This is a genomic window from Mycobacterium sp. pW045, assembly GCF_041287085.1.
In the GTDB taxonomy this organism is placed as follows: domain Bacteria; phylum Actinomycetota; class Actinomycetes; order Mycobacteriales; family Mycobacteriaceae; genus Mycobacterium; species Mycobacterium algericum_A.
The window spans coordinates 175,934-194,859 of record NZ_JBGGKU010000008.1 but is presented as its reverse complement, the minus strand read 5'-3'; the positions used below and the strand labels follow the sequence as shown (position 1 = coordinate 194,859).

The 18,926-nt window shown below is 69.3% G+C and carries 20 protein-coding genes; 13 read left to right on the top strand and 7 right to left on the bottom strand.

What is annotated here, in order from left to right; genetic code table 11:
• Positions 1–146 precede the first annotated feature (146 nt).
• The 9 genes from ACAG20_RS14910 (at position 147) to ACAG20_RS14870 (ending at position 9,018) form a co-directional block, all read left to right on the top strand.
• Complete coding sequence (locus tag ACAG20_RS14910; RefSeq protein ID WP_370493097.1) at positions 147–1,358, top strand: PecA family PE domain-processing aspartic protease; 1,212 nt, start codon at positions 147–149, stop codon at positions 1,356–1,358.
• Positions 1,359–1,481: 123 nt separating this feature from the next.
• Positions 1,482–2,702 (top strand): PecA family PE domain-processing aspartic protease, encoded by a 1,221-nt coding sequence (locus tag ACAG20_RS14905; protein ID WP_370493096.1) that lies wholly within the window; start codon positions 1,482–1,484, stop codon positions 2,700–2,702.
• Positions 2,703–2,788: 86 nt separating this feature from the next.
• Positions 2,789–3,685, top strand: coding sequence for a trehalose monomycolate transport factor TtfA (gene ttfA, locus ACAG20_RS14900; RefSeq protein WP_370493095.1), 897 nt, complete (start codon positions 2,789–2,791; stop codon positions 3,683–3,685).
• 25 nt (positions 3,686–3,710) lie between these two features.
• Positions 3,711–4,496, top strand: coding sequence for an SDR family NAD(P)-dependent oxidoreductase (locus tag ACAG20_RS14895; protein WP_370493094.1), 786 nt, complete (start codon positions 3,711–3,713; stop codon positions 4,494–4,496).
• On the top strand, positions 4,483–5,031 hold the full coding sequence (gene pyrE / locus ACAG20_RS14890; protein WP_112688258.1) for an orotate phosphoribosyltransferase: 549 nt from the start codon (positions 4,483–4,485) through the stop codon (positions 5,029–5,031). The genes ACAG20_RS14895 and pyrE overlap by 14 nt, the downstream gene beginning before the upstream one ends.
• Before the next feature lie 8 nt (positions 5,032–5,039).
• Positions 5,040–5,933 (top strand): hypothetical protein, encoded by an 894-nt coding sequence (locus ACAG20_RS14885; RefSeq protein ID WP_370493093.1) that lies wholly within the window; start codon positions 5,040–5,042, stop codon positions 5,931–5,933.
• Positions 5,918–6,586: a TrmH family RNA methyltransferase gene (locus ACAG20_RS14880; RefSeq protein WP_370493092.1), complete on the top strand. Its 669-nt coding sequence runs from the start codon at positions 5,918–5,920 to the stop codon at positions 6,584–6,586. Before ACAG20_RS14885 ends, ACAG20_RS14880 begins: the two co-directional genes overlap by 16 nt.
• A 49-nt stretch (positions 6,587–6,635) precedes the next feature.
• Positions 6,636–7,859, top strand: coding sequence for an MFS transporter (locus ACAG20_RS14875; protein ID WP_112688252.1), 1,224 nt, complete (start codon positions 6,636–6,638; stop codon positions 7,857–7,859).
• Positions 7,860–7,899: 40 nt separating this feature from the next.
• On the top strand, positions 7,900–9,018 hold the full coding sequence (locus ACAG20_RS14870; protein ID WP_370493091.1) for a glycoside hydrolase family 76 protein: 1,119 nt from the start codon (positions 7,900–7,902) through the stop codon (positions 9,016–9,018).
• Positions 9,019–9,027: 9 nt separating this feature from the next.
• Here ACAG20_RS14870 and ACAG20_RS14865 read toward each other — a convergent pair whose 3' ends face one another.
• On the bottom strand, positions 9,028–9,726 hold the full coding sequence (locus ACAG20_RS14865) for a DedA family protein (protein WP_112688248.1): 699 nt from the start codon (positions 9,724–9,726) through the stop codon (positions 9,028–9,030).
• Between the two features lie 84 nt (positions 9,727–9,810).
• Between ACAG20_RS14865 and fbaA the strand changes: the two genes are divergently transcribed.
• Positions 9,811–10,842 (top strand): class II fructose-bisphosphate aldolase, encoded by a 1,032-nt coding sequence (fbaA, locus tag ACAG20_RS14860; protein WP_112688246.1) that lies wholly within the window; start codon positions 9,811–9,813, stop codon positions 10,840–10,842.
• Between the two features lie 81 nt (positions 10,843–10,923).
• On the opposite strand, the gene ACAG20_RS14855 is transcribed toward fbaA, so the two are convergent.
• A complete protein-coding gene (locus ACAG20_RS14855; protein ID WP_370493090.1) occupies positions 10,924–11,817 on the bottom strand; it encodes a hypothetical protein in 894 nt (297 codons plus the stop codon).
• 108 nt (positions 11,818–11,925) lie between these two features.
• Here ACAG20_RS14855 and ACAG20_RS14850 point away from each other — a divergent pair, with 108 nt between their 5' ends.
• Positions 11,926–12,342, top strand: a complete 417-nt coding sequence (locus ACAG20_RS14850) for a DUF3151 domain-containing protein (RefSeq protein WP_370493089.1) — start codon at positions 11,926–11,928, stop codon at positions 12,340–12,342.
• Between the two features lie 21 nt (positions 12,343–12,363).
• Here the strand turns inward: ACAG20_RS14850 and ACAG20_RS14845 are convergent, their stop codons facing one another.
• From ACAG20_RS14845 to ACAG20_RS14835, 3 genes are read right to left on the bottom strand one after another with little or no spacing between them, the layout of a single operon-like run.
• Entirely contained in the window at positions 12,364–13,251 is an 888-nt protein-coding gene (locus ACAG20_RS14845) for a cation diffusion facilitator family transporter (RefSeq protein ID WP_112688242.1), read from the bottom strand.
• Between the two features lie 44 nt (positions 13,252–13,295).
• The gene (locus tag ACAG20_RS14840; RefSeq protein ID WP_370493088.1) at positions 13,296–14,081 is read right to left on the bottom strand and encodes a site-2 protease family protein; all 786 of its coding nucleotides are present in this window, start codon (positions 14,079–14,081) and stop codon (positions 13,296–13,298) included.
• A 28-nt stretch (positions 14,082–14,109) separates the two neighbouring features.
• Positions 14,110–14,775: a peptidase M50 gene (locus ACAG20_RS14835; RefSeq protein WP_370493087.1), complete on the bottom strand. Its 666-nt coding sequence runs from the start codon at positions 14,773–14,775 to the stop codon at positions 14,110–14,112.
• Positions 14,776–14,854: 79 nt separating this feature from the next.
• Between ACAG20_RS14835 and ACAG20_RS14830 the strand changes: the two genes are divergently transcribed.
• Positions 14,855–16,153: an adenylosuccinate synthase gene (locus ACAG20_RS14830; protein WP_112689458.1), complete on the top strand. Its 1,299-nt coding sequence runs from the start codon at positions 14,855–14,857 to the stop codon at positions 16,151–16,153.
• Entirely contained in the window at positions 16,150–16,788 is a 639-nt protein-coding gene (locus tag ACAG20_RS14825; RefSeq protein WP_370493086.1) for a PaaI family thioesterase, read from the top strand. The genes ACAG20_RS14830 and ACAG20_RS14825 overlap by 4 nt, the downstream gene beginning before the upstream one ends.
• 46 nt (positions 16,789–16,834) lie before the next feature.
• On the opposite strand, the gene ACAG20_RS14820 is transcribed toward ACAG20_RS14825, so the two are convergent.
• Both ACAG20_RS14820 and ACAG20_RS14815 read right to left on the bottom strand, forming a co-directional pair.
• On the bottom strand, positions 16,835–17,191 hold the full coding sequence (locus tag ACAG20_RS14820) for a DoxX family protein (RefSeq protein ID WP_112689462.1): 357 nt from the start codon (positions 17,189–17,191) through the stop codon (positions 16,835–16,837).
• Between the two features lie 42 nt (positions 17,192–17,233).
• A complete protein-coding gene (locus ACAG20_RS14815) occupies positions 17,234–18,832 on the bottom strand; it encodes a Na+/H+ antiporter (RefSeq protein WP_370493129.1) in 1,599 nt (532 codons plus the stop codon).
• Positions 18,833–18,926 lie beyond the last annotated feature (94 nt).

Here is an 18,926-nt window from a genome sequence, read left to right as displayed (position 1 = left end):
CCCCCGATCAGGTCCCCCGCCGCGCGGCGGGGGACCTCTTCATGGGCCTGCTTGCGGATGCGATGACGAAGCTGATCGGTTACTCTAACGGCGCTGAGAAAGTCCGGGTTTTTACAATTTCGTCGTTAATTCAGAGGGGGCAGGCCATGTCAGGTCGTCGTCATCGCCTGGTCGGCGCCGTCAGTGCGGCGGGGGCGTTTCTTGCGCTGAGCGCGCCCGCGCCGGCGGCCCACGCCGACTGGGACGACCTGTTCCAGCCCATCCTCGACGCCTTCAGCATGGTCGACCCGGGCATTGCCGCCGACGCCGACCCGGGCAGCGCGTTGGCCTCGTTGGACACCCTGTTCGACGGCTGGTACCAGGACCTCGTCTACACCCCGCTCAACAGCATCGCGCCGTGGCTGTTCGGTTCGGATCTGCCGGGCAGTGCTGCCGACTACGGCCCGGACACCCCGGTTGCGGACCTCCCGTCGAGCTTCACCGTCCCGATGGAGGTCAATCTGACGACCCAGCCGGTGATCAACGTCTCGATCGGCGGCGGCGCACAGACAGAGGTGCTGGTCGACACCGGCGCGGCCGGGCTGGTCGTGCCGATCTGGAACATCAACCCCTTCGGCATTACCGGCCTGCCCACCGGCTTCAACATCGGCCAGTTCGGCGGTGCGCTGAACTACTTCTATCTGGAGCTGCCCACCACGGTGACGTTCACCGGCGTGGGAGGCGACACCGTCACCGCCGACACCACGGTGGATGCCGTGCTCTTCGCGTTCCCGGCGGACCTGAACCCCTTCGGTTCCTGGTCCATCTACGACTACCTGGCGGGCAGCTCCACCGGCATCTTGGGTATCGGACCCAACGCGCTCGGACCCACTCCCGACCACATTCCGACCGCTGATCTGCCGGGTGCTCTCGGCAACGGCGTGCTGATCGACCAGGCGAACAAGCAGTTGATCTTCGGCGACAACCCGTACGAGGGCGGCACCGTGATTGCCGGGTCACCCTGGGCGGCGCTGAAAGTGCAGCTCAACGACGGGCCGCTTACCAACGTCAACGCGGTGATCGACTCCGGCGGGGTCTACGGCACCATGCCGACCTCGGCGCTCGGCAACGTCACCCCGACCGCCGCCGGAACCCTGCCCAACGGCACCGACATCTCGGTCTACACCAAGGACGGCACGCTGCTGTACTCCTACACGGTGGGCTCGCAGGCGGGCGAGGTGCGCAGCCCGACAGTGATCAGCGGCAACAGCATGAACACCGGCAACTGGCTCTTCGGCCAGCAACCGGTGTACATCAACTACGGCGTGGAGGGCGGGCAGACCATCGTCGGCGGCACGCTGATCCAGGCCGGAAGCTGACCGCCCGACAGCTCCGTTTTTTTGGCTCTTTCTTGGGTGAATCCCCTGGTGCTCTAGGCCCCTGCCGGGGTTAACGTAACCGCTGTTGGTCGCGGCTGTCCGTGACCGGGGGAGGTTGCGGGTATGTCGGCAGCTCATCGGCGCCAGGTGATCGGTGCGACCGCGACGGCCGGGGCGTTCCTGGCGTTCGCGGCTGCGCCGGCGGCCAATGCCGACTTCGACGATCTGTTCCAGCCGATCATCGACGCGCTCAGTGCGGTCGACCCGGGCATCGCCGCCGACACCGACCCCGGTTCGGCGCTGGCCTCGCCCGACAGCCTGTTCGACGGCTGGTACCAGAATCTGGTCGCCACCCCGATCAACGATCTCGAGCAGTGGATTTTCGGTGGGGCCGCCGACGCGAGCACGGCCGGCAGCGCCGCCGCATCCGGCGCGGACGCCGCCGTCCCGGACAGCTTCACCGTCCCGTTGCAGGTCAACGCCACCACCGAGCCCGTGGTGGACGTCTCGGTAGGCGGCGGCGCGCCGGCACCCGTCCTGGTCGACACCGGCGCGGCCGGCCTCGTCATGCCGATCTGGGACATCAACCCCTTCGGCATCACCGGTCTGCCCACCGGTTTCAACATCGGCCAGTTCGGCGGCTCGCTGGACTACTTCTACGTCGAGCTGCCCACCACCGTCACCTTCACCGACGCCGCCGGCGACCACGTGACCGCCGACAGCACCGTGGATGCCGTGCTGTTCGCGTTCCCGGCGAACTTCAACCTGTTCGGCCCGTGGTCCATCCAGGACTACCTGGGCCCGGCCAACGTCGTCGGCGTGCTGGGGGTCGGGCCGAACGCGCTCGGGCCGACACCGGACAGCATTCCGACGGCGGCGCTGCCCGGAGCTCTCGGTCAGGGCCTGCTGATCGACCAGGCGAACAAGGAGTTGGTCTTCGGCGCCAACCCGTTGACCGACGGAACCTCGGTCGCCGGGGCGCCTTATGCCCAACTGGATCTCAGCATCAACGGCGGTACCCACCAGGCCGTCCAAGCGGTGGTCGACTCCGGCGGGGTGTACGGCACCATGCCCTCCTCGGTGCTCAACGGCGTCACACCGGACAGCAACGGCGGCCTGCCCGACGGGACGACCATTGCGGTCTACCAGCACGGCACCAACAACCTGCTGTACGAGTACACGGTGCACAACTCGAACACGGCGTTCAACTCCCCGACCGTGACCACCGGCGACACCATGAACACCGGCAACTTCCCGTTCGCCCAGCAGCCGGTCTATATCTCCTACAGCCCGACCGGCACCGGGACCACCATTTTCGGCGGCTCCAACGCCCTCGAATTGTGACGTTGACCTCTTGGAATCGTGGTGATACGCGGTTGTAACCGGCAAGCGTTCTCGCTTCCGGGCCGACAGCAGATACGCTAGGCGTAATGGTCCCGCTCTGGTTCACACTGTCCGCGCTGTGCTTCGTCGGCGCGGGCGTCTTGCTGTACGTGGACCTCGACCAGCGCCGCGGCCGCAGCCGGCGCCGTAGATCCTGGGCCCGCTCGCAAGGCTTCGACTTCGAACCGGAGTCCACCGAGATCCTGCGACGCTGGAAACGCGGCGTGATGTCGACGGCGGGCGATGCGCCCGTCCGCAACGTGGTGCTCGGTCAGATCCGCGGCGAGGCGGTCTACATCTTCGACCTCGACGAAGTCGCCACGGTGATCGCACTGCACCGCAAGGTCAGCACCAACGTCGTCGTCGATGTGCGGCTCAAGGGTCTCAAGGAGCCACGCGAGAACGACATCTGGCTGCTCGGGGCGATCGGTCCGCGGATGGTCTACTCCACCAACCTCGACGCGGCCCGCCGGGCGTGTGACCGGCGGATGGTCACCTTCGCCCATACCGCCCCGGACTGCGCGGAGATCATGTGGAACGAGGCGAACTGGACCCTGGTGAGCATGCCGATCACCAGCACCCGCGCCCAGTGGGATGAGGGACTGCGCTGCGTGCGCCAGTTCAACGATCTGCTGCGGGTACTGCCGCCGATGCCGCGCCGTCAGCCGGTCGAAGCGGCGACGGGGTCAGCCAAGCCGGCGAGCCGACGCAACGGACAGCCCAGCCACCCGCTGGGCTCGGGCGGTGCCGTGGACTCCGCCGAGGACAGCGCAGCCGATCAGGCGTCGTCGCCGTCCCGGGCGGTCGCGCCGCCGGCGGGAAACACCGCCGCGGCCGCCGAGCCGCGGTCGCGGCGCCGCGCCGCCCGTGACGAGCCGTCGGGCATGCTGCGCGCCCCGGCCCCGGGCCGCAACGGCCGGCAGACAGCGCACTATCAGCGCTGACGTCCGGCTTCGTTACGCTGTGGGCATGTCGCGTCCTGCCAGACCTACGGCCCTGGTCACCGGGCCTACCTCGGGACTTGGCGAAGGCTACGCGCGCCGTTACGCCGCCGACGGCTATGACCTGGTCCTGGTAGCCCGCGACGCCAAGCGGCTGAAGGCGCTGGCGGCCGAACTGCGCGGCAGTCACGGCGGTGACGTCGAGGTGCTGCCGGCCGACCTGGCCGACGCCGACGACCGGGCCAAGGTCGCCGAACGGCTGCGCGCCGGCGTGCGGGTGCTGGTGAACAACGCCGGTTTCGGCACCTCCGGAGAATTCTGGACCGCCGACCCCGAGCTGTTGCAATCCCAGCTGGACGTCAACGTCACCGCGGTGATGCAGCTGACCCGCGCGGCACTGCCGGCCATGATCGAGGCCGGCAACGGAACCGTCATCAACGTGGCCAGCGTCGCCGGGCTGCTGTCCGGTCGCGGCTCGACATACTCGGCCTCCAAGGCCTGGGTGGTGTCGTTCACCGAGGGCCTGGCCGGCGGGCTGGCCGGCACCGGGGTCGGCATCCACGTGGTCTGCCCGGGCTATGTGCGCACCGAGTTCCACGAGCGCGCCGGCATCGATATGGGCACGCTGCCGTCGTTCATGTGGCTGACGGTCGACGACGTCGTCGCGACCAGCCTGGCCGACATCGCCCGCGGCGACGTGATCAGCGTGCCGGGCCTGCAGTACAAGGCGATCACGACGGTCAGCCGGCTGATTCCGCGCGGGTTGTCGCGGACGCTGACCAAGACTTTCGGGCGGGGCAGTGGGCGCACTTGACAGCGGAGAGCGCGACGAACTGGCCGCGCTGGTCCGCGAACTGTCGGTGGTGCACGGGCGCGTCACGCTGTCGTCGGGCGCCGAGGCCGACTACTACGTCGACCTGCGCCGCGCCACCCTGCACCATCGAGCCAGTGCGCTGATCGGCCGGTTGGTCCGCCAGCTCACCGATGACTGGGAGTACGTGGCCGTCGGCGGCCTGACGCTGGGCGCGGATCCGGTCGCGACCGCCGTCATGCACGCCCCGGGCCGGCCGATCGACGCCTTCGTGGTGCGCAAGTCGGTGAAAACCCATGGCATGCAACGCCTTATCGAAGGAGCGGATGTGGCGGGGCGGTCGGTGCTGGTGGTAGAGGACACCAGCACCACCGGCGGGTCGGCGCTGACTGCGGTGCGTGCGGTGCGGGACGCCGGTGGGCACGTCGTCGGTGTGGCGACCGTGGTGGACCGTGCCACCGGGGCGGCGGAGGCCATCGAGGCCGAAGGTGTGCCCTACCGCAGCGTGCTCGGCCTGGCCGAGCTGGGACTGGGCTGAGCCGGGTTGTGCGGACGCTGATCCTGGCGGTGCTGGCGCTGGCCGTCGCGTGCGTGGCGGCCTGTTCGGCTCCCGCTGCGAGCGGCCCCTACGGCGCCCAGGGCGCGCGGATCGGCGAGGCACTGCCGTTGCTGGGCTGGGAGCTGACGCTGACCAACCTGCGCTGGGAGGTCGATTATGTCCTCGTCGACGTCAAGGCGCACGTCCCGGATCCGGGCGTCCCGCACCTCGCGGCCGGCGAACTCCGGTTCGGGATCTACGGCACACCCGCCCGCCCGGTCGAGGCGACCGGTCTGGGTAGCTGCGATGCGCTGGGGGAGCTGACGCCGGCGCCGCTGTCGGCCCGCGAACCCGACCGCTTGGACGGCACCGTGTGCCTGGGGCCACTCAAGGAACGCAGCGCGGTGCGCGGCGTCTACGCCTACTCGCCGGCCGACCGGATCAAGGACACCACGGTGGCCTACCCCGCGGCGTTCCCGGTAGGGCTGCCGCCGATCAACCCCTACGACACCGGCTTGGTGCTCACCCCGCAGGGGGTGGCGGCATACCGGGCCGACGGCGTCCCGCTGGCGCCGAGCGCCCTCGGTGACCCGAAAGCGTTCTCCGGCAACGGATACATGGTGTTGAGCCTGACCGCCGACGCGGTCGCGGGACAGTACCGCGACGACGCGGAGGCCCGGGGCGGGCCGCTGATGCTCGTCGCGGGTCCGGCGACGCCGATGCCCGGGCTGGGGCCGGATTGCCTGGCCTTTGGGTCGTCGGTGCTGATCCTGCCCGAGGCGTCGCTGAACTCGGTGCACGTACCGACGTCGCTGTGCACGCACGGTGAGATCAACGCCGCGGTGCTCTACGCCTCGGTGTCGGTGGTGGGCACCCACGCCGCCGTATGGGCCACGTCGTGACCGAGCGGGTGGGCGAACCCGGCCCCACCGAGTGGTTCCCGCCGGCCAACGGCGTCGGGCCGTGGCAGGGCGAGCCGCCCACCGATCCCCGCTACGATCCGGAACTGCTGCGCGATGGCGACCGCCGCAACGTCGTCGACGCCTACCGCTACTGGACCCGCGAGGCGATCATCGCCGACATCGACTCCCGGCGGCACCGGCTGCACGTGGCGATCGAGAACTTCGAGCACGACGCCAACATCGGCTCGGTGGTACGCACCGCCAACGCGTTCGCCGTGCACACCGTGCACATCGTCGGGCGGCGGCGGTGGAACCGGCGCGGCGCCATGGTCACCGACCGCTACCAGCGGCTGCGGCATCACGACCGGGTGGCCGGCCTGCTGGAGTTCGCCGCGCAACAGGGCCTGACCGTCGTCGCGGTGGACAACGTCGCCGGCGCGCAGCGGTTGGAGCAGACCGTGCTGCCGGGCGACTGCCTGCTGGTGTTCGGCAGCGAAGGCCCCGGCCTCAGCGACGAGATGCGTGCCGGCGCCGATCTGCTGGTGTCCATAGCCGCGTTCGGCTCCACCCGCAGCATCAACGTCGGGGTGGCGGCCGGCATCGTGATGCACAGCTGGATTGCCCGGCATGGCAACCTGGAAAACGCCTGGTAAGAGTCGCGCCTTACGGAGAGAATCCTCGACCGCATGGTGTGCTGACGGCATGGCCGGCAGCACGTTCAGATCGCTGAAGGTCTTCAATTATCGGCTCTGGGCGGGCGGGGCGCTGGTCTCCAACATCGGAATCTGGATGCAGCGCACCGCGCAGGACTGGCTGGTGCTGACCGAGCTCACCGCACGCAGCGGAACCGCGGTCGGGGTTGTCATGGGCCTGCAATTCGGGCCCCAACTGCTGCTGCTGCCCTGGACCGGCTATGCGGCCGACCGTTTCGACCGGCGCAAACTGCTGATCGCCACCCAGACGGCTCTGGGCGTCTTGGCGCTCGTCCTCGGCCTGCTCACCGTCAGCGGCGTCGTCCAGCTGTGGCAGGTTTACGTCCTGGCGTTGCTGTCGGGCTGCATCAGCGCGGTCGACATGCCGGCGCGCCAGACGTTCGTCTCGGATCTGGTGGGAGACGACGACCTCTCCAATGCGGTGGCGCTGAATTCCGCGTCCATCAACGCCGCGCGGATGATCGGTCCTGCCGTCGCCGGGGCGCTGATCGCAGCCGTCGGCACGGGGTGGGCGTTTCTCATCAACGCGGCGTCCTTCGGTGCCGTGCTCGCCTCGCTGGCGCTGTTGCGGGTCCGGGAGCTCTATCCCAACGCCCGTGCCGTCGGACCGGCCCGCGGCAATCTCATGGAGGGTTTGCGCTACGTCTGGGCACGTCCGGATCTGAAGGCGATCCTGTTGATGTTGTTTCTGATCGGTACCTTCGGGCTCAATTTCCCGATCTTCATCTCGACCATGTCGGTCACCGTCTTCCACGGCGGCGCAGACCAATACGGGCTGCTGTCCTCGGTGATGGCGGTCGGCACGCTCGCCGGAGCACTGCTGGCCGCGGGATGGGAGAGGCCCCGCTTCCGGTCACTGCTCTTCAGCGCGGCAGTCCTGGGTGTCGGCTTCGCGTTCGCCGCCGTCGCGCCCGATGTCTGGCTGTTCGGTGTCGCGCTCGCCGTGATCGGGGTGTCCACCCTGACGTTCACCAATGCGACGAACAGCCTGATGCAACTGACCACCGAGCCGGTGATGCGCGGGCGAGTGATGGCGCTGCGGCTGGCCGTCGCCGTGGGCACCACGCCGATCGGTGCGCCCGTCATCGGCTGGATAGCCGATGCGTTCAGCCCGCGCTGGGCGCTGGGTGTCGGCGCGCTGTCGGGGTTGGCCGCGACCGCCGTGGCGCTGGCCTACCTCGCGGGTCAGCGTCGTGGTCCGGCTTCTCGGTAGTCCTGGGATGGCAATGCCCGATACGGCAGGATCTACCGCTATGGATCTGCTATGGGCGAATCGGGCCGAGAGCGCCGAGGCCGCTGTCACCGCGAGACATCTCAAACCGCTCTGGCACCTCCCGGGCACCCACCTCGGTGTGGTGGCCTGGCCACCGGTCCGCCGGGCGCCGCACTGGCACTACTGGTGGCAGGCGCACCTGCTGGACTGCCTGGTCGACGCGCAACTGCGCGACCCGCAGCCCGAACGCGTGACGTCGATCAAGCGCCAGATCCGCACCCACCGGTTGCGCAACATGTTCCGCTGGACCAACGCCTACTACGACGACATGGCATGGCTGGCGCTGGCCATCCAGCGCGCCTGCCGGGTCACCGGGATCGACCGGCATCGTGCGCTGCGCACGCTGACCCGCGAGCTGACGGACTCCTGGATGCCCGAGGCCGGCGGCGGGATCCCGTGGCGCAAGGACGAGCAGTTCACCGAGCCGTTCTTCAATGCCCCGGCCAACGGGCCGGCCGGGATCTTCCTGGCGCGTGAACCCGGGTGGCTGCAGCGGGCCCAGCAGATGGGCGACTGGATCGACGCCACCCTGATCGACCCGGAGACCCATTTGGTGTTCGACGGCATCCGGTCCGGGTCGCTGGTGCGCGCCGAATACACCTACTGCCAGGGCGTGGTACTCGGCCTGGAGACCGAACTGGCGGTGCGCACCGGCGCGCCGCGGCATGCGGCGCGGGTGCAGCGTCTGGTCGCCGCGGTCGACAAGCAGATGGCACCCGGCGGGGTGCTCAAGGGCGCCGGTGGTGGCGACGGCGGGCTGTTCGCCGGGATCACCGCCCGCTACCTGGCGTTGGTCGTCACCGATCTACCGGGAGAGTCCCCCGCCGACACCGAGGCGCGCAGCACCGCGGCCGAACTGGTGCTGAGGTCGGCGCGGTCGGCGTGGGACTACCGGCAGTCGGTGGACGGCCTGCCGCTGTTCGGGGCGTTCTGGGACCGGCCCGCCGACGTACCCCGGGCCGACGGCGCGGTGGCCGCCTCCGTCGCCGGGGCGGTGTACGAATCCGAGGTGCCCGAACGCGACCTGTCGGTGCAGTTATCGGGCTGGATGCTGATGGAGGCCGCACACGTCGTAGCTGCCGCCCGCCCGCCTGGCTGACCGGGTGGGCTACTCGGGATTCTGCGTGCTGAGCGCGGACTCACCGTCGGGGGTCTCGGCCGCGCGATTCTGCCGGCGCGCCAGGTAGGCCTTGGTGGCCGAGAAGATCGCCGGCAGCAGCGAGACGAACAGGATCCCGATGATGATCAGTTCCAAATGGTCGGTGATGCCCGGCACCTTGGTGCCCAGCAGGTAACCCGTCAGGGTCATCCCGGCCCCCCACAGGATGCCGCCGACGATGTCGAAGGCCAGGTAGACGGGGTAGCGCATATAGGACACGCCGGCGATCGGCGGGACGAAGGTCCGGGCGAACGGCACGAAGCGGGCCAGGATGATCGCCACCGGACCGTACTTTTCGAAGAAGGCATGTGAGTCGGTCACATAGTGCTTCTTGAAAAAGCGGGAGTCTTCCTTCTTGAACAGCGCCGGACCGATACGACGGCCGATGAAGTAGCCGCACTGGTCACCCAGCACCGCCACAACCGCCACGGACGGCGCCAGCACCCAGATGTCGGGGTTGCCGGCGGCGGCCAGCAGACCACCGGTGACCAACAGTGATTCACCCGGCAGCAGCGGAAACAGCAGACCGGTCTCGATGAAGACGATCACCAGGATGGCCGGGAGTACGGCGTGCTCGAATACCCCGCCCTGCCCGATCCAGTACATCGGATCCAAGATGTGGGGCATCGCCGCCACCGTCATGCTCATGACGCACCAACATACCGGGGGCCATGAGCCAAACTGGCCCTGAGATACTTGATGTCAGTTTCGGTCAGCCAGGAGGAGAGTTCCATGCCCATCGCCACCCCCGAGGTCTACGCCGAGATGCTGGGCCGCGCCAAGGAGAACGCGTACGCGTTCCCGGCGATCAACTGCACGTCGTCGGAGACCATCAACGCGGCCATCAAGGGTTTCGCCGATGCCGGCAGTGACGGCATCATCCAGTTCTCCACCGGCGGCGCGGAGTTCGGCTCCGGCCTGGGCGTCAAGGACATGGTGACCGGCGCGGTGGCGCTGGCCGAGTTCACCCACGTGATCGCCGCCAAGTACCCGATCAACGTGGCGCTGCACACCGACCACTGCCCGAAGGACAAGCTGGACAGTTTCGTGCGTCCGCTGCTGGCGATCTCGACCGAGCGGGTCAAGGCGGGCAAGAACCCGCTGTTCCAGTCGCACATGTGGGACGGCTCGGCCGTGCCGATCGACGAGAACCTGGCCATCGCCGATGAACTGCTGGCCAAGGCGGCGGCCGCCAAGATCATCCTGGAGATCGAGATCGGCGTGGTCGGCGGCGAAGAGGACGGCGTGGAAGCCGAGATCAACGAGAAGCTCTACACCACCCCGGAGGACTTCGAGAAGACCATCGACGCCCTCGGTGTCGGCGACCACGGCGAGTACCTGCTGGCCGCCACGTTCGGCAACGTGCACGGCGTCTACAAGCCCGGCAACGTCAAGCTGCGCCCCGACATCCTCGGTGAGGGCCAAAAGGTGGCGGCGGCCAAGCTGGGCCTGGCGGCCGGCTCCAAGCCGTTCAACTTCGTCTTCCACGGCGGCTCGGGCTCGCTGAAGTCGGAGATCGAAGAGGCGTTGCAGCACGGCGTGGTGAAGATGAACGTCGACACCGACACCCAGTACGCGTTCACCCGGCCGATCGCGGCGCACATGTTCACCAACTACGACGGTGTATTCAAGATCGACGGCGAAGTGGGCAACAAGAAGGTCTACGACCCGCGCAGCTACCTCAAGAAGGCCGAGGCCGCCATGACCGAGCGGGTCATCGAGGCGTGCAACGACCTGCACAGCGCCGGCAAGACCCTGAGCTGAGCCCGCCTTCTACGACGAGCAGTCGCGAAAGCCCCCAAATCCAACGCGGATTGGGGGCTTTCGCGACTGCTCGCGAGGTTGTTACCCGCCGTGGGACTGGCAGATCTTCCACTGGTCGTCGCGGAACTGCAGGTCGAAGCTGCGGGTTGAGCGGACCCGCGGCGCATAGGCCATAAACGCGGTGACATTGGCTTCGGCGTGGCCGTCGTTGACCACGACCTCGTCGATGCTGGCGACCACCGGATACTGCTTGGCCGCCGCGATCCGGCGGTAGGTCTCGTCCCACGCCTTCTGGTCGTAGTTGACGTAGCGGTCGCGGATGTCGCCGCAGGTCAGGCTGCGCAGCGCCGCCAGGTCGCCGTTCTGCATGGCGATGTCGAAGTTCAAGATGGTGCCCCGGACCCGCTCTTCCTGCGAGGCGGCCTGCCGGTCGTCGCGGGTCAGCCACAGCGTGCCCAGCACCGCGACCACCGCCAGCACCACGATGATCAGGATCAGCGCCAGCACCCAGCCCCAGCTGCGGGACACGGTGGCGGGCAGCTTGGCGCCCAGTCGCGGCGGAATCTGTTGCGGTATCGCCTTTCCCGCATCACCGGCCTGCCGGGCGATGAGCTCGGTGTCGGCGTCACCCACCGACGGCATCACCTCGGTCGCCCCGTCGAACCCGGGCGCGGTGAACCGCCGCTCCGGCGGTCCGTCCGGGCCGGAATCGGTGGAGGTGGGTGCGGCCTCGGTGGCGATCACCTCGGTGACGGCATCGGCATCGACGTCGGAGGCATCCGACGAGGCGGTGTCGGCGGCCTCTGGAATGACCGTGGTGGCGGTGTCGTCGTCCTCCCCGGCGACGACCGGGTGCACGTCGGCGGTCTGATCGGGCTCGGTGGGCTGGATCGGGGGGCCATCGGGAGCGGAGTCGTGACCGGATGCGGGCGGAGCGGGGATGTCGTCGCGGTCGGGGCCCGATGGGTTCGGCATAAGCTACTGCTGTCCTCCCGCTAGCGAATCTGCTGGGCGCCAGCTTACTGAGCGAGGCGGCGCATCGCTTTAGTGGCTGGCCATGGACGGCACGGCACAATGGGCGATGTGACTCTCACCGGTGATCTCCTCAGCCCCGATCCGATCTTGCTTCCCGGCGACCCCGACGCCGAGGCCGGCCTGCGTGCCAACCAGGACCCCGCCGTTGTCGCGGCCGGGCATCCGTCGGCCTCGGTGGCGTGGGCGGCGCTGGCCGAAGCGGCACTGACCGAGGGCAAGGCGGTCACCGCCTACGCCTACGCGCGCACCGGCTACCACCGGGGTCTGGACCAGCTACGCCGCAACGGTTGGAAGGGCTACGGCCCGGTGCCGTACGCACATGAGCCCAACCGCGGCTTTTTGCGGTGTGTGGCCGCGCTGGCGCGTGCCGCCGATTCCATCGGTGAGACCGACGAGCGGGCCCGCTGCCTGGCTCTGCTCGACGGGTGCGACCCCGCCGCCCGCTCGGAACTGGGGCTGAGCTGACCGTGCGATAACCCCTGCAGGTCAGCATCCGATGGGGCAATCGCCGCCTTGCCCGGGCGGTTCCACCTGCACGGTGGCGTGGGTCAGGCCCCGGGCTGCCAGCACCGCCCGCGCCTCGCCGAGCACCCGGCCGGGGTCGGCAGTGGTGCGCAGGTGGGCGGTGGCCATGTCCTGGCCCGGAACCAGTGTCCAGACGTGGAGGTCGTGCACGTCGGTAACGCCGTCGACGGCGCACAGTGCCGCCCGTAGTTCGGCGACGTCGATGTGGCCGGGAGACGCCTCGGACAGGATCCGCAGCGCGTCCCGGGCCAGTGCGAACGCCCGCGGCAGCACCCACAGCGCGACGAACACGGCGACCACCACGTCGGCGTAGGGCCACTCGGTGGTGACGGTGACGACCCCGGCGATCAGCACCGCGACGTTTCCGACCGTGTCGGCGACCACTTCCATGTAGGCGCCGCGCACCGCCAGGCTGCGCTCGGTGTGCGACCGCAGCAGCAGGATGACCACGACGTTGACCGCCACACCGGCCAGCGCGATGACGATCAGCGGCAGGCCCGGCACATCCGGCGCGGTCCCGATGCGCCGGATCGCCTCGGTCAGGATGAATGTCGCCACCCCGACCAGCAGCACCGCGTTGGCGACCGCGGTGAACACCTCGGCGCGGTGCCAGCCGTAGGTGCGTGACGGCGACGTGCTGCCGCGCCGGGCCAGCATTACCGCGGCGACCCCCATGAACAGCGCGGCCAGGTCGGTGAGCAGGTGCCCGGCGTCGGCCAGCAGGGCGATCGAGTTGATGGAGATCGCGGTGCCCAGCTCGATGAAGAAGAACCCGGTCAGGATCGCCGCCCCGATGGCCATCCGGGACAGCCGGGCGTCGGCGTGATGGTGATCGTGACCGGTGGCCATGGCTAGCAAATATAGGTCGCGGCGCCGTCGCGGGGGCTGTGCGATCAGAACCAGCTGTTCCAGAACTGCGTCAGGCTCATCCCCCACGACACCAGCAGGCGCGGCACGGCGAACAGATCGACGAACCAGAGCACCAGCCCGAAGAATTTCTGGTTCAGCATCGGTGAGGAGATCAGCAGCACCAGCAGCACCAGCAGGCCCCACTGTGAGAACGGCGCCACCGCCCGCTGGGTGGCCGGGCTCAGGTGCGGCTCCAACGCGCCGTAGCCGTCCAGCCCGGGCACCGGCAGCAGGTTCAGCATCACCGCGGTGACCTGTAGGAAACCCAGGAACGCCAGACCGGAGAAGAACACCGGATGCGCCGGGTCGTAGAACACCCGGGTGGCGCCGAGCAGCAGCCCGGCCAACACCAGGTTGGCCGTCGGGCCGGCCAGGCTCACCAGACTGCGCCGCAGCGGCGTCATGAACGACGTCTGCACGTACACCGCACCGCCCGGCAGGCCGATGCCACCCAGCGCGATGAACAGCAGCGGCAGCACCAGCGACAACCCCGGGTGGGTGTAGCGCAGCGGGTTGAGGGTCAGGTAGCCGCGCATCTCCGCACCGCGGTCACCGAACCGCCAAGCGGTGAAGGCGTGGCCGAATTCGTGCAGACACAGCGACACCAGCCAGCCGGCGATGACGAACACGAAGACCCCGGCATAGGCCATCGGCCCGATCTCGCCGGCCGCGCGCCAGGCCAGCGCGCCGCCGAGCGCGGTCACGGCCACCAGCGCCAGGAAGACCGGGCTGGGCCGCACCGCCTGGCCACGCAGCGGGCGGACGTTCACGCCCGTGAACCTATCGGATCTCTCGGAGCTACCGGACCAGCAGCCAGTCGTCGATGTGGCGATAGAAGGTGGATCGTTTCACCGTCCGGGTGCCGTAGACCCCGTCGCGCACCACCAGCGCGCCCGTGGTGCCCAGTTGCGCGGCCCGGCCGGTCACCCAGTGGCGCACCCGCCCCCGCCGCGCCGGGACGCCGGCCCGCAACCCCGGCGCGGCGCCGATCGGTTCGATCAGCACTTCGGCCACGTCGCCGTCGAAAAGCGCGGCGTCGTCGACGATCCCCTCGCCGTGCAGCGTTTCGGCGCCGTCGATCGGTAGCCAGCGACCGGCGCCGGCCAGTGCGGTTCCGGCATCGTCGCGGATCAGCGGCACCGGGCCGGCGGTGCCGTGCCGGGCACGCCGCGCCGCCCGCCAGCCCGCAGGCAGCCGGTAGGCGCGGGTGGCGGCGGTGCGCCGCGGCGGCGCGTAGCCCAGCTCGACGTCCAGCCGCTCGGCGCGCAGCAGCCGGGTGAGCACCCGGGCCAGGTCAGGGTCATCCCCGACCACCACCAACCGGCGGAAGTGTTCGATCGCCGCGGCTACGGCGTGCTCGGTGTCGTCGCTGACCGGCACGGGCGGAAGCCCCCGTAACGGGCGGGGTAACGACCGCCCGGCAAACAGCAGAACGGCGGTTTCAGGGCCGCTAGTGGTGTTCAACGCGCTCCTTGTGAATCACTTCAGATAGGCTCAGACCCCGGCTGGACCACAGTAAGCCAAGACAGTTAGCGAGAAATCCATGCCGGCAATCGTCGTCATCGGCGCCCAGTGGGGTGACGAGGGCAAAGGGAAAGCCACCGACCTACTCGGCGAACGAGTGCAGTGGGTGGTGCGCTACCAGGGCGGCAACAACGCCGGCCACACCGTGGTGCTGCCCACCGGGGAGAACTTCGCGTTGCACCTGATCCCCTCGGGGGTGCTGACGCCGCACGTCACCAACGTCATCGGTAACGGTGTGGTGGTCGATCCCGGGGTGCTGCTCGACGAGCTGGCGGGGTTGGAGCGGCGCGGCGTGGACACCTCGCGGCTGTTGATCTCCGCCGACGCGCACCTGCTGATGCCCTATCACGTCGCCATTGACAAGGTGACCGAGCGCTACATGGGTTCCAAGAAGATCGGCACCACCGGCCGTGGCATCGGGCCCTGCTACCAGGACAAGATCGCCCGCATCGGGATCCGCGTCGCCGATGTGCTCGACGAGGAGTCGCTCGCTCAGAAGATCGAGGCCGCCCTGGAGTTCAAGAATCAGGTACTGGTCAAGATCTACAACCGCAGGTCGCTGGAGCCGCAGCAGGTGCTCGAGGACCTGCTGGTGCAGGCGGAGGGCTTCAAACACCGCATCGCCGACACCGCGCTGGCGCTGGGCGCCGCGCTGGACCGCGGCGAGCACGTACTGCTGGAAGGCTCGCAGGGCACCATGCTCGACGTCGACCACGGCACCTACCCGTTCGTGACGTCGAGCAACCCCACCGCCGGCGGCGCGGCCGTGGGCTCCGGCGTCGGACCCACCCGCATCACCACGGTGCTGGGTATCTTGAAGGCCTACACCACCCGGGTCGGCTCGGGGCCGTTCCCCACCGAGCTGTTCGACGCCAACGGTGAGTACCTGTCCAAGACCGGCGGCGAGGTCGGGGTGACCACCGGTCGGCAACGGCGGTGCGGCTGGTTCGATGCGGTGATCGCCCGCTACGCCACCCGGGTCAACGGCATCACCGACTACTTCCTGACCAAGCTCGACGTGCTGTCCACGCTGGAGACCGTGCCGGTCTGCGTCGGCTACACCGTCGACGGCAAGCGCACCGACGAGTTGCCGATGACCCAGGAGGAATTCGCCCGCGCCGAACCGGTCTACGAGGAACTGCCCGGCTGGTGGGAGGACATCTCCGGTGCCCGCACCTTCGAGGAGCTGCCCGCCAAGGCGCGTGACTACGTGTCGCGACTGGAAGAGATCGCCGGAGCGCAGGTGTCGTGCATCGGGGTGGGTCCGGGCCGGGAGCAGACCATCGTGCGCCGTGACGTGGTGCGGGACCACGCGTGAGCGACGAAGGGCCCGAGGAACTCGACCCCGACTACGCCAGCCACGGCGGGTTCCCGGACTTCGCGGTCGTGGACCCGAGCCCGGGCTTCGCGCGTTTCGTCACCACGATGCGGCGGCTGCAGGATCTGGCGGTGTCCACCGCCCCCGACGACGCCACCTGGGACGACGCCGCCGACCGCGCCGAAGCGCTGGTGGGGCTGCTGGAGAAGTACCCGGTGTCGCAGGCGGAGGCCCCGGCCGGGCGGGCACCGTCGCTGCCGGGCATGGGCAGCCTGCTGATGCCGCCGTGGCGTATCACCCGCTTCGAACCCGACGGTGTCTCGATGCGGGGCTCATTCAGCCGCTTTCACGTGGGCGGCAACTCCGCGGTGCACGGCGGTGTGCTGCCGCTGCTGTTCGACTGGATGTTCGGGATGGTGGTCCATGCCGCGAATCGCCCGATCAGCAGGACGGCGTTCTTGCATGTCGACTACCGCCACGTCACCCCGATCGACACCCCGCTGGTGGTTCACGGCCGGATCGACAAGGCCGAGGGGCGCAAGGCCTTCATCAGCGCCGAACTGACCGACACTGACGGCACGCTGCTGGCCGAGTCGCAGGGACTGATGGTGCGCTTACTGCCGGGGCAGCCCTAGCGTCGATCGCCCGCGCGGCGGAGCCGGGCGCTGGGGGCCGACGCCGTCAAGCTGAGCTCGGACCCGCGACGGTCATCGCGGCGAACAGCGCCAGGAATGACGCGGCGGGGACCGTGTTGGGGATGCTGTCGCGGACCCGGATGTGGGCGCCCACCGCGAGGATGAAATACAGCGTCAGTGCCGCGGTGGTCAGCCGGGCCAGCACCGGGAAGCGGCGCGCCGACAGCAGGCCGACCGCCGATGCGACCTTGACGATCGGCAGGATCGGGCGGATCTGCTCGGGACACTCCACGGTGTCGAGCGCCTTGGCGATGTAGGGCACCGGGATGGCGCAGAGCACGGCGTCGGCGGCCTGAAAGGCGGCCAGCCCGGTGTAGGTCTTCGGCGACGTGAGGGCACTCATGGGACCGACTCTAGGCGCGCACCACCCGAACCGCCCGCGCGGTCAGTCCAGGTTGAGCGTCGCCTCTTCCAGATCCAGCCCGTGCAACAGGGTGCGCAGCACCTGGTCGTCGATGCGGCCGACGTCACGCTCGTCGATCAGCGCCGCACGCTCGGCGGCCAGCATCTCCAGCCGCAGCCGGCGAAATGCGGCGGCGGCGGTCTCGTCGCTGTCATCGTTGCCCGGATCCAATCGCCGCAGCCGTTCCCGGGCCGCGTTGCGACGCCGGGTGTTCCAGGTGCGCAGCGCCTCGGCGGCGCGTTCGCTGGCCGGTGACGGCTCGCTGGCCGCCAGCACCTCATCGAGCCGGTCGGCGGCGGCCAGCGCCGCTTTGTCCTGCGCGGCGGCCGCGGCGATGGCGTCGCTGCGGTCCTCGTCGGTGCGGACGCCCAGCCGCCGGATCAGCCACGGCAGCGTCAGCCCGTGCAGCAGCAGGGTGCCGACGACCACCACGAAGGTCAGAAACACCAGCTGCGGCCGGCCCGGGAACCCCTGCCCGGCCAGCGTCGTCAACGGCACACCGAAGGCGGCCGCCAGCGACACCACACCGCGCATTCCCGCCCACGCCAGGATGAACACCGCCCCGGGAGTGGGTGCCGGTTCGCGTTGCCGAATCCTCGCCGACAGCATCCGAGGCAGGTAGGAGAACGTCACCACCCACAGCGCACGAACCAGCAGCGCCGTGATGAACACCGCGACCGATGCGACGGTCAGGGTCGAGAACCGCACGCCGTGCATGTTCTGTACCACCGTGGGCAGTTGCAGGCCGATCAGCAGAAATGCCAGCGACTCCAGCACCAGTTGAACCGCTCGCCACACCGCCTGGTCCTGCAGCCGGGTGGCGTAGTGGGCGCGGGTGAAACGCTGCCCGAGAATCAGGGCGGCGACCACCACCGCGAGCACCCCGGAGCCGCGGACGTCTTCGGCCACCAGATAGATGACGAACGGGGCCACCAGCCCGACCGCGCTCTCCACCAGCGGGTCGGTCAGCCGGTCGCGGATGATCACGATGAGCGCCCCGAAGACCACCCCGACCGCCACACCGCCGACGGCCGCCAGTACGAAGGTCGCCAGCCCCATGCCCCAGCCGGTTGCGACGCCGATTGCCGCGGCCAGGGCCACTTTGTAGACCGTGAGCGCGGTCGCGTCGTTGAGCAGGCTCTCCCCGCCCAGCAGCGTCATGGTCCGCCGCGGCAGGCCGACCCGGCGGCCGATGGCGGTGGCCGACACCGCATCCGGCGGGGCCACGACCGCTCCCAGCGTCAGCGCGGCCGCAACGGTGAACTCCGGCACGGTGAAGTAGGCGACCATGCCGACGGCGACGGTGGTGGCCAGCGGCAGCCCGACCGCCAGCAGCATGATCGAACGCCGGTTGCGGCGCATGTTGATGAAAGAGCTCTCCAGCCCGGCCGACCACAGCAGTGGCGGCAGGATCACGAACAGCACCAGGTCGGGGCGGAGCTCGATGTCGGGTACCCCCGGGATCAGCCCGACCAGCAGGCCGGTGATCACCAGTACCAGCGGCGCGGACAGCTGACGATGCCGGGCGATGGCTGCCACCAGTACCGCGCCCACCAGCGGACCCAGCAGCACCGCGTTCACCGTCGCCACACCCCCAATGCGTTTGCACCTTTATCCTTGAGCACCATGCAACATTGCCTTGGCGCGGGAGGGTAGGGCAGTTGAACGGGGAGGC

Excerpts from the sequence above, each read along its gene's own strand:
- ACAG20_RS14910 (WP_370493097.1), top strand. The coding sequence starts at position 147 with ATGTCAGGTCGTCGTCATCGCCTGGTCGGCGCCGTCAGTGCGGCGGGG.
- ACAG20_RS14905 (WP_370493096.1), top strand. The coding sequence starts at position 1,482 with ATGTCGGCAGCTCATCGGCGCCAGGTGATCGGTGCGACCGCGACGGCC.
- ttfA (WP_370493095.1), top strand. The coding sequence starts at position 2,789 with ATGGTCCCGCTCTGGTTCACACTGTCCGCGCTGTGCTTCGTCGGCGCG.
- ACAG20_RS14895 (WP_370493094.1), top strand. The coding sequence starts at position 3,711 with ATGTCGCGTCCTGCCAGACCTACGGCCCTGGTCACCGGGCCTACCTCG.
- ACAG20_RS14880 (WP_370493092.1), top strand. The coding sequence starts at position 5,918 with ATGGGCCACGTCGTGACCGAGCGGGTGGGCGAACCCGGCCCCACCGAG.
- ACAG20_RS14875 (WP_112688252.1), top strand. The coding sequence starts at position 6,636 with ATGGCCGGCAGCACGTTCAGATCGCTGAAGGTCTTCAATTATCGGCTC.
- ACAG20_RS14870 (WP_370493091.1), top strand. The coding sequence starts at position 7,900 with ATGGATCTGCTATGGGCGAATCGGGCCGAGAGCGCCGAGGCCGCTGTC.
- ACAG20_RS14865 (WP_112688248.1), bottom strand. The coding sequence starts at position 9,726 with ATGAGCATGACGGTGGCGGCGATGCCCCACATCTTGGATCCGATGTAC.
- fbaA (WP_112688246.1), top strand. The coding sequence starts at position 9,811 with ATGCCCATCGCCACCCCCGAGGTCTACGCCGAGATGCTGGGCCGCGCC.
- ACAG20_RS14855 (WP_370493090.1), bottom strand. The coding sequence starts at position 11,817 with ATGCCGAACCCATCGGGCCCCGACCGCGACGACATCCCCGCTCCGCCC.
- ACAG20_RS14845 (WP_112688242.1), bottom strand. The coding sequence starts at position 13,251 with ATGGCCACCGGTCACGATCACCATCACGCCGACGCCCGGCTGTCCCGG.
- ACAG20_RS14830 (WP_112689458.1), top strand. The coding sequence starts at position 14,855 with ATGCCGGCAATCGTCGTCATCGGCGCCCAGTGGGGTGACGAGGGCAAA.
- ACAG20_RS14820 (WP_112689462.1), bottom strand. The coding sequence starts at position 17,191 with ATGAGTGCCCTCACGTCGCCGAAGACCTACACCGGGCTGGCCGCCTTT.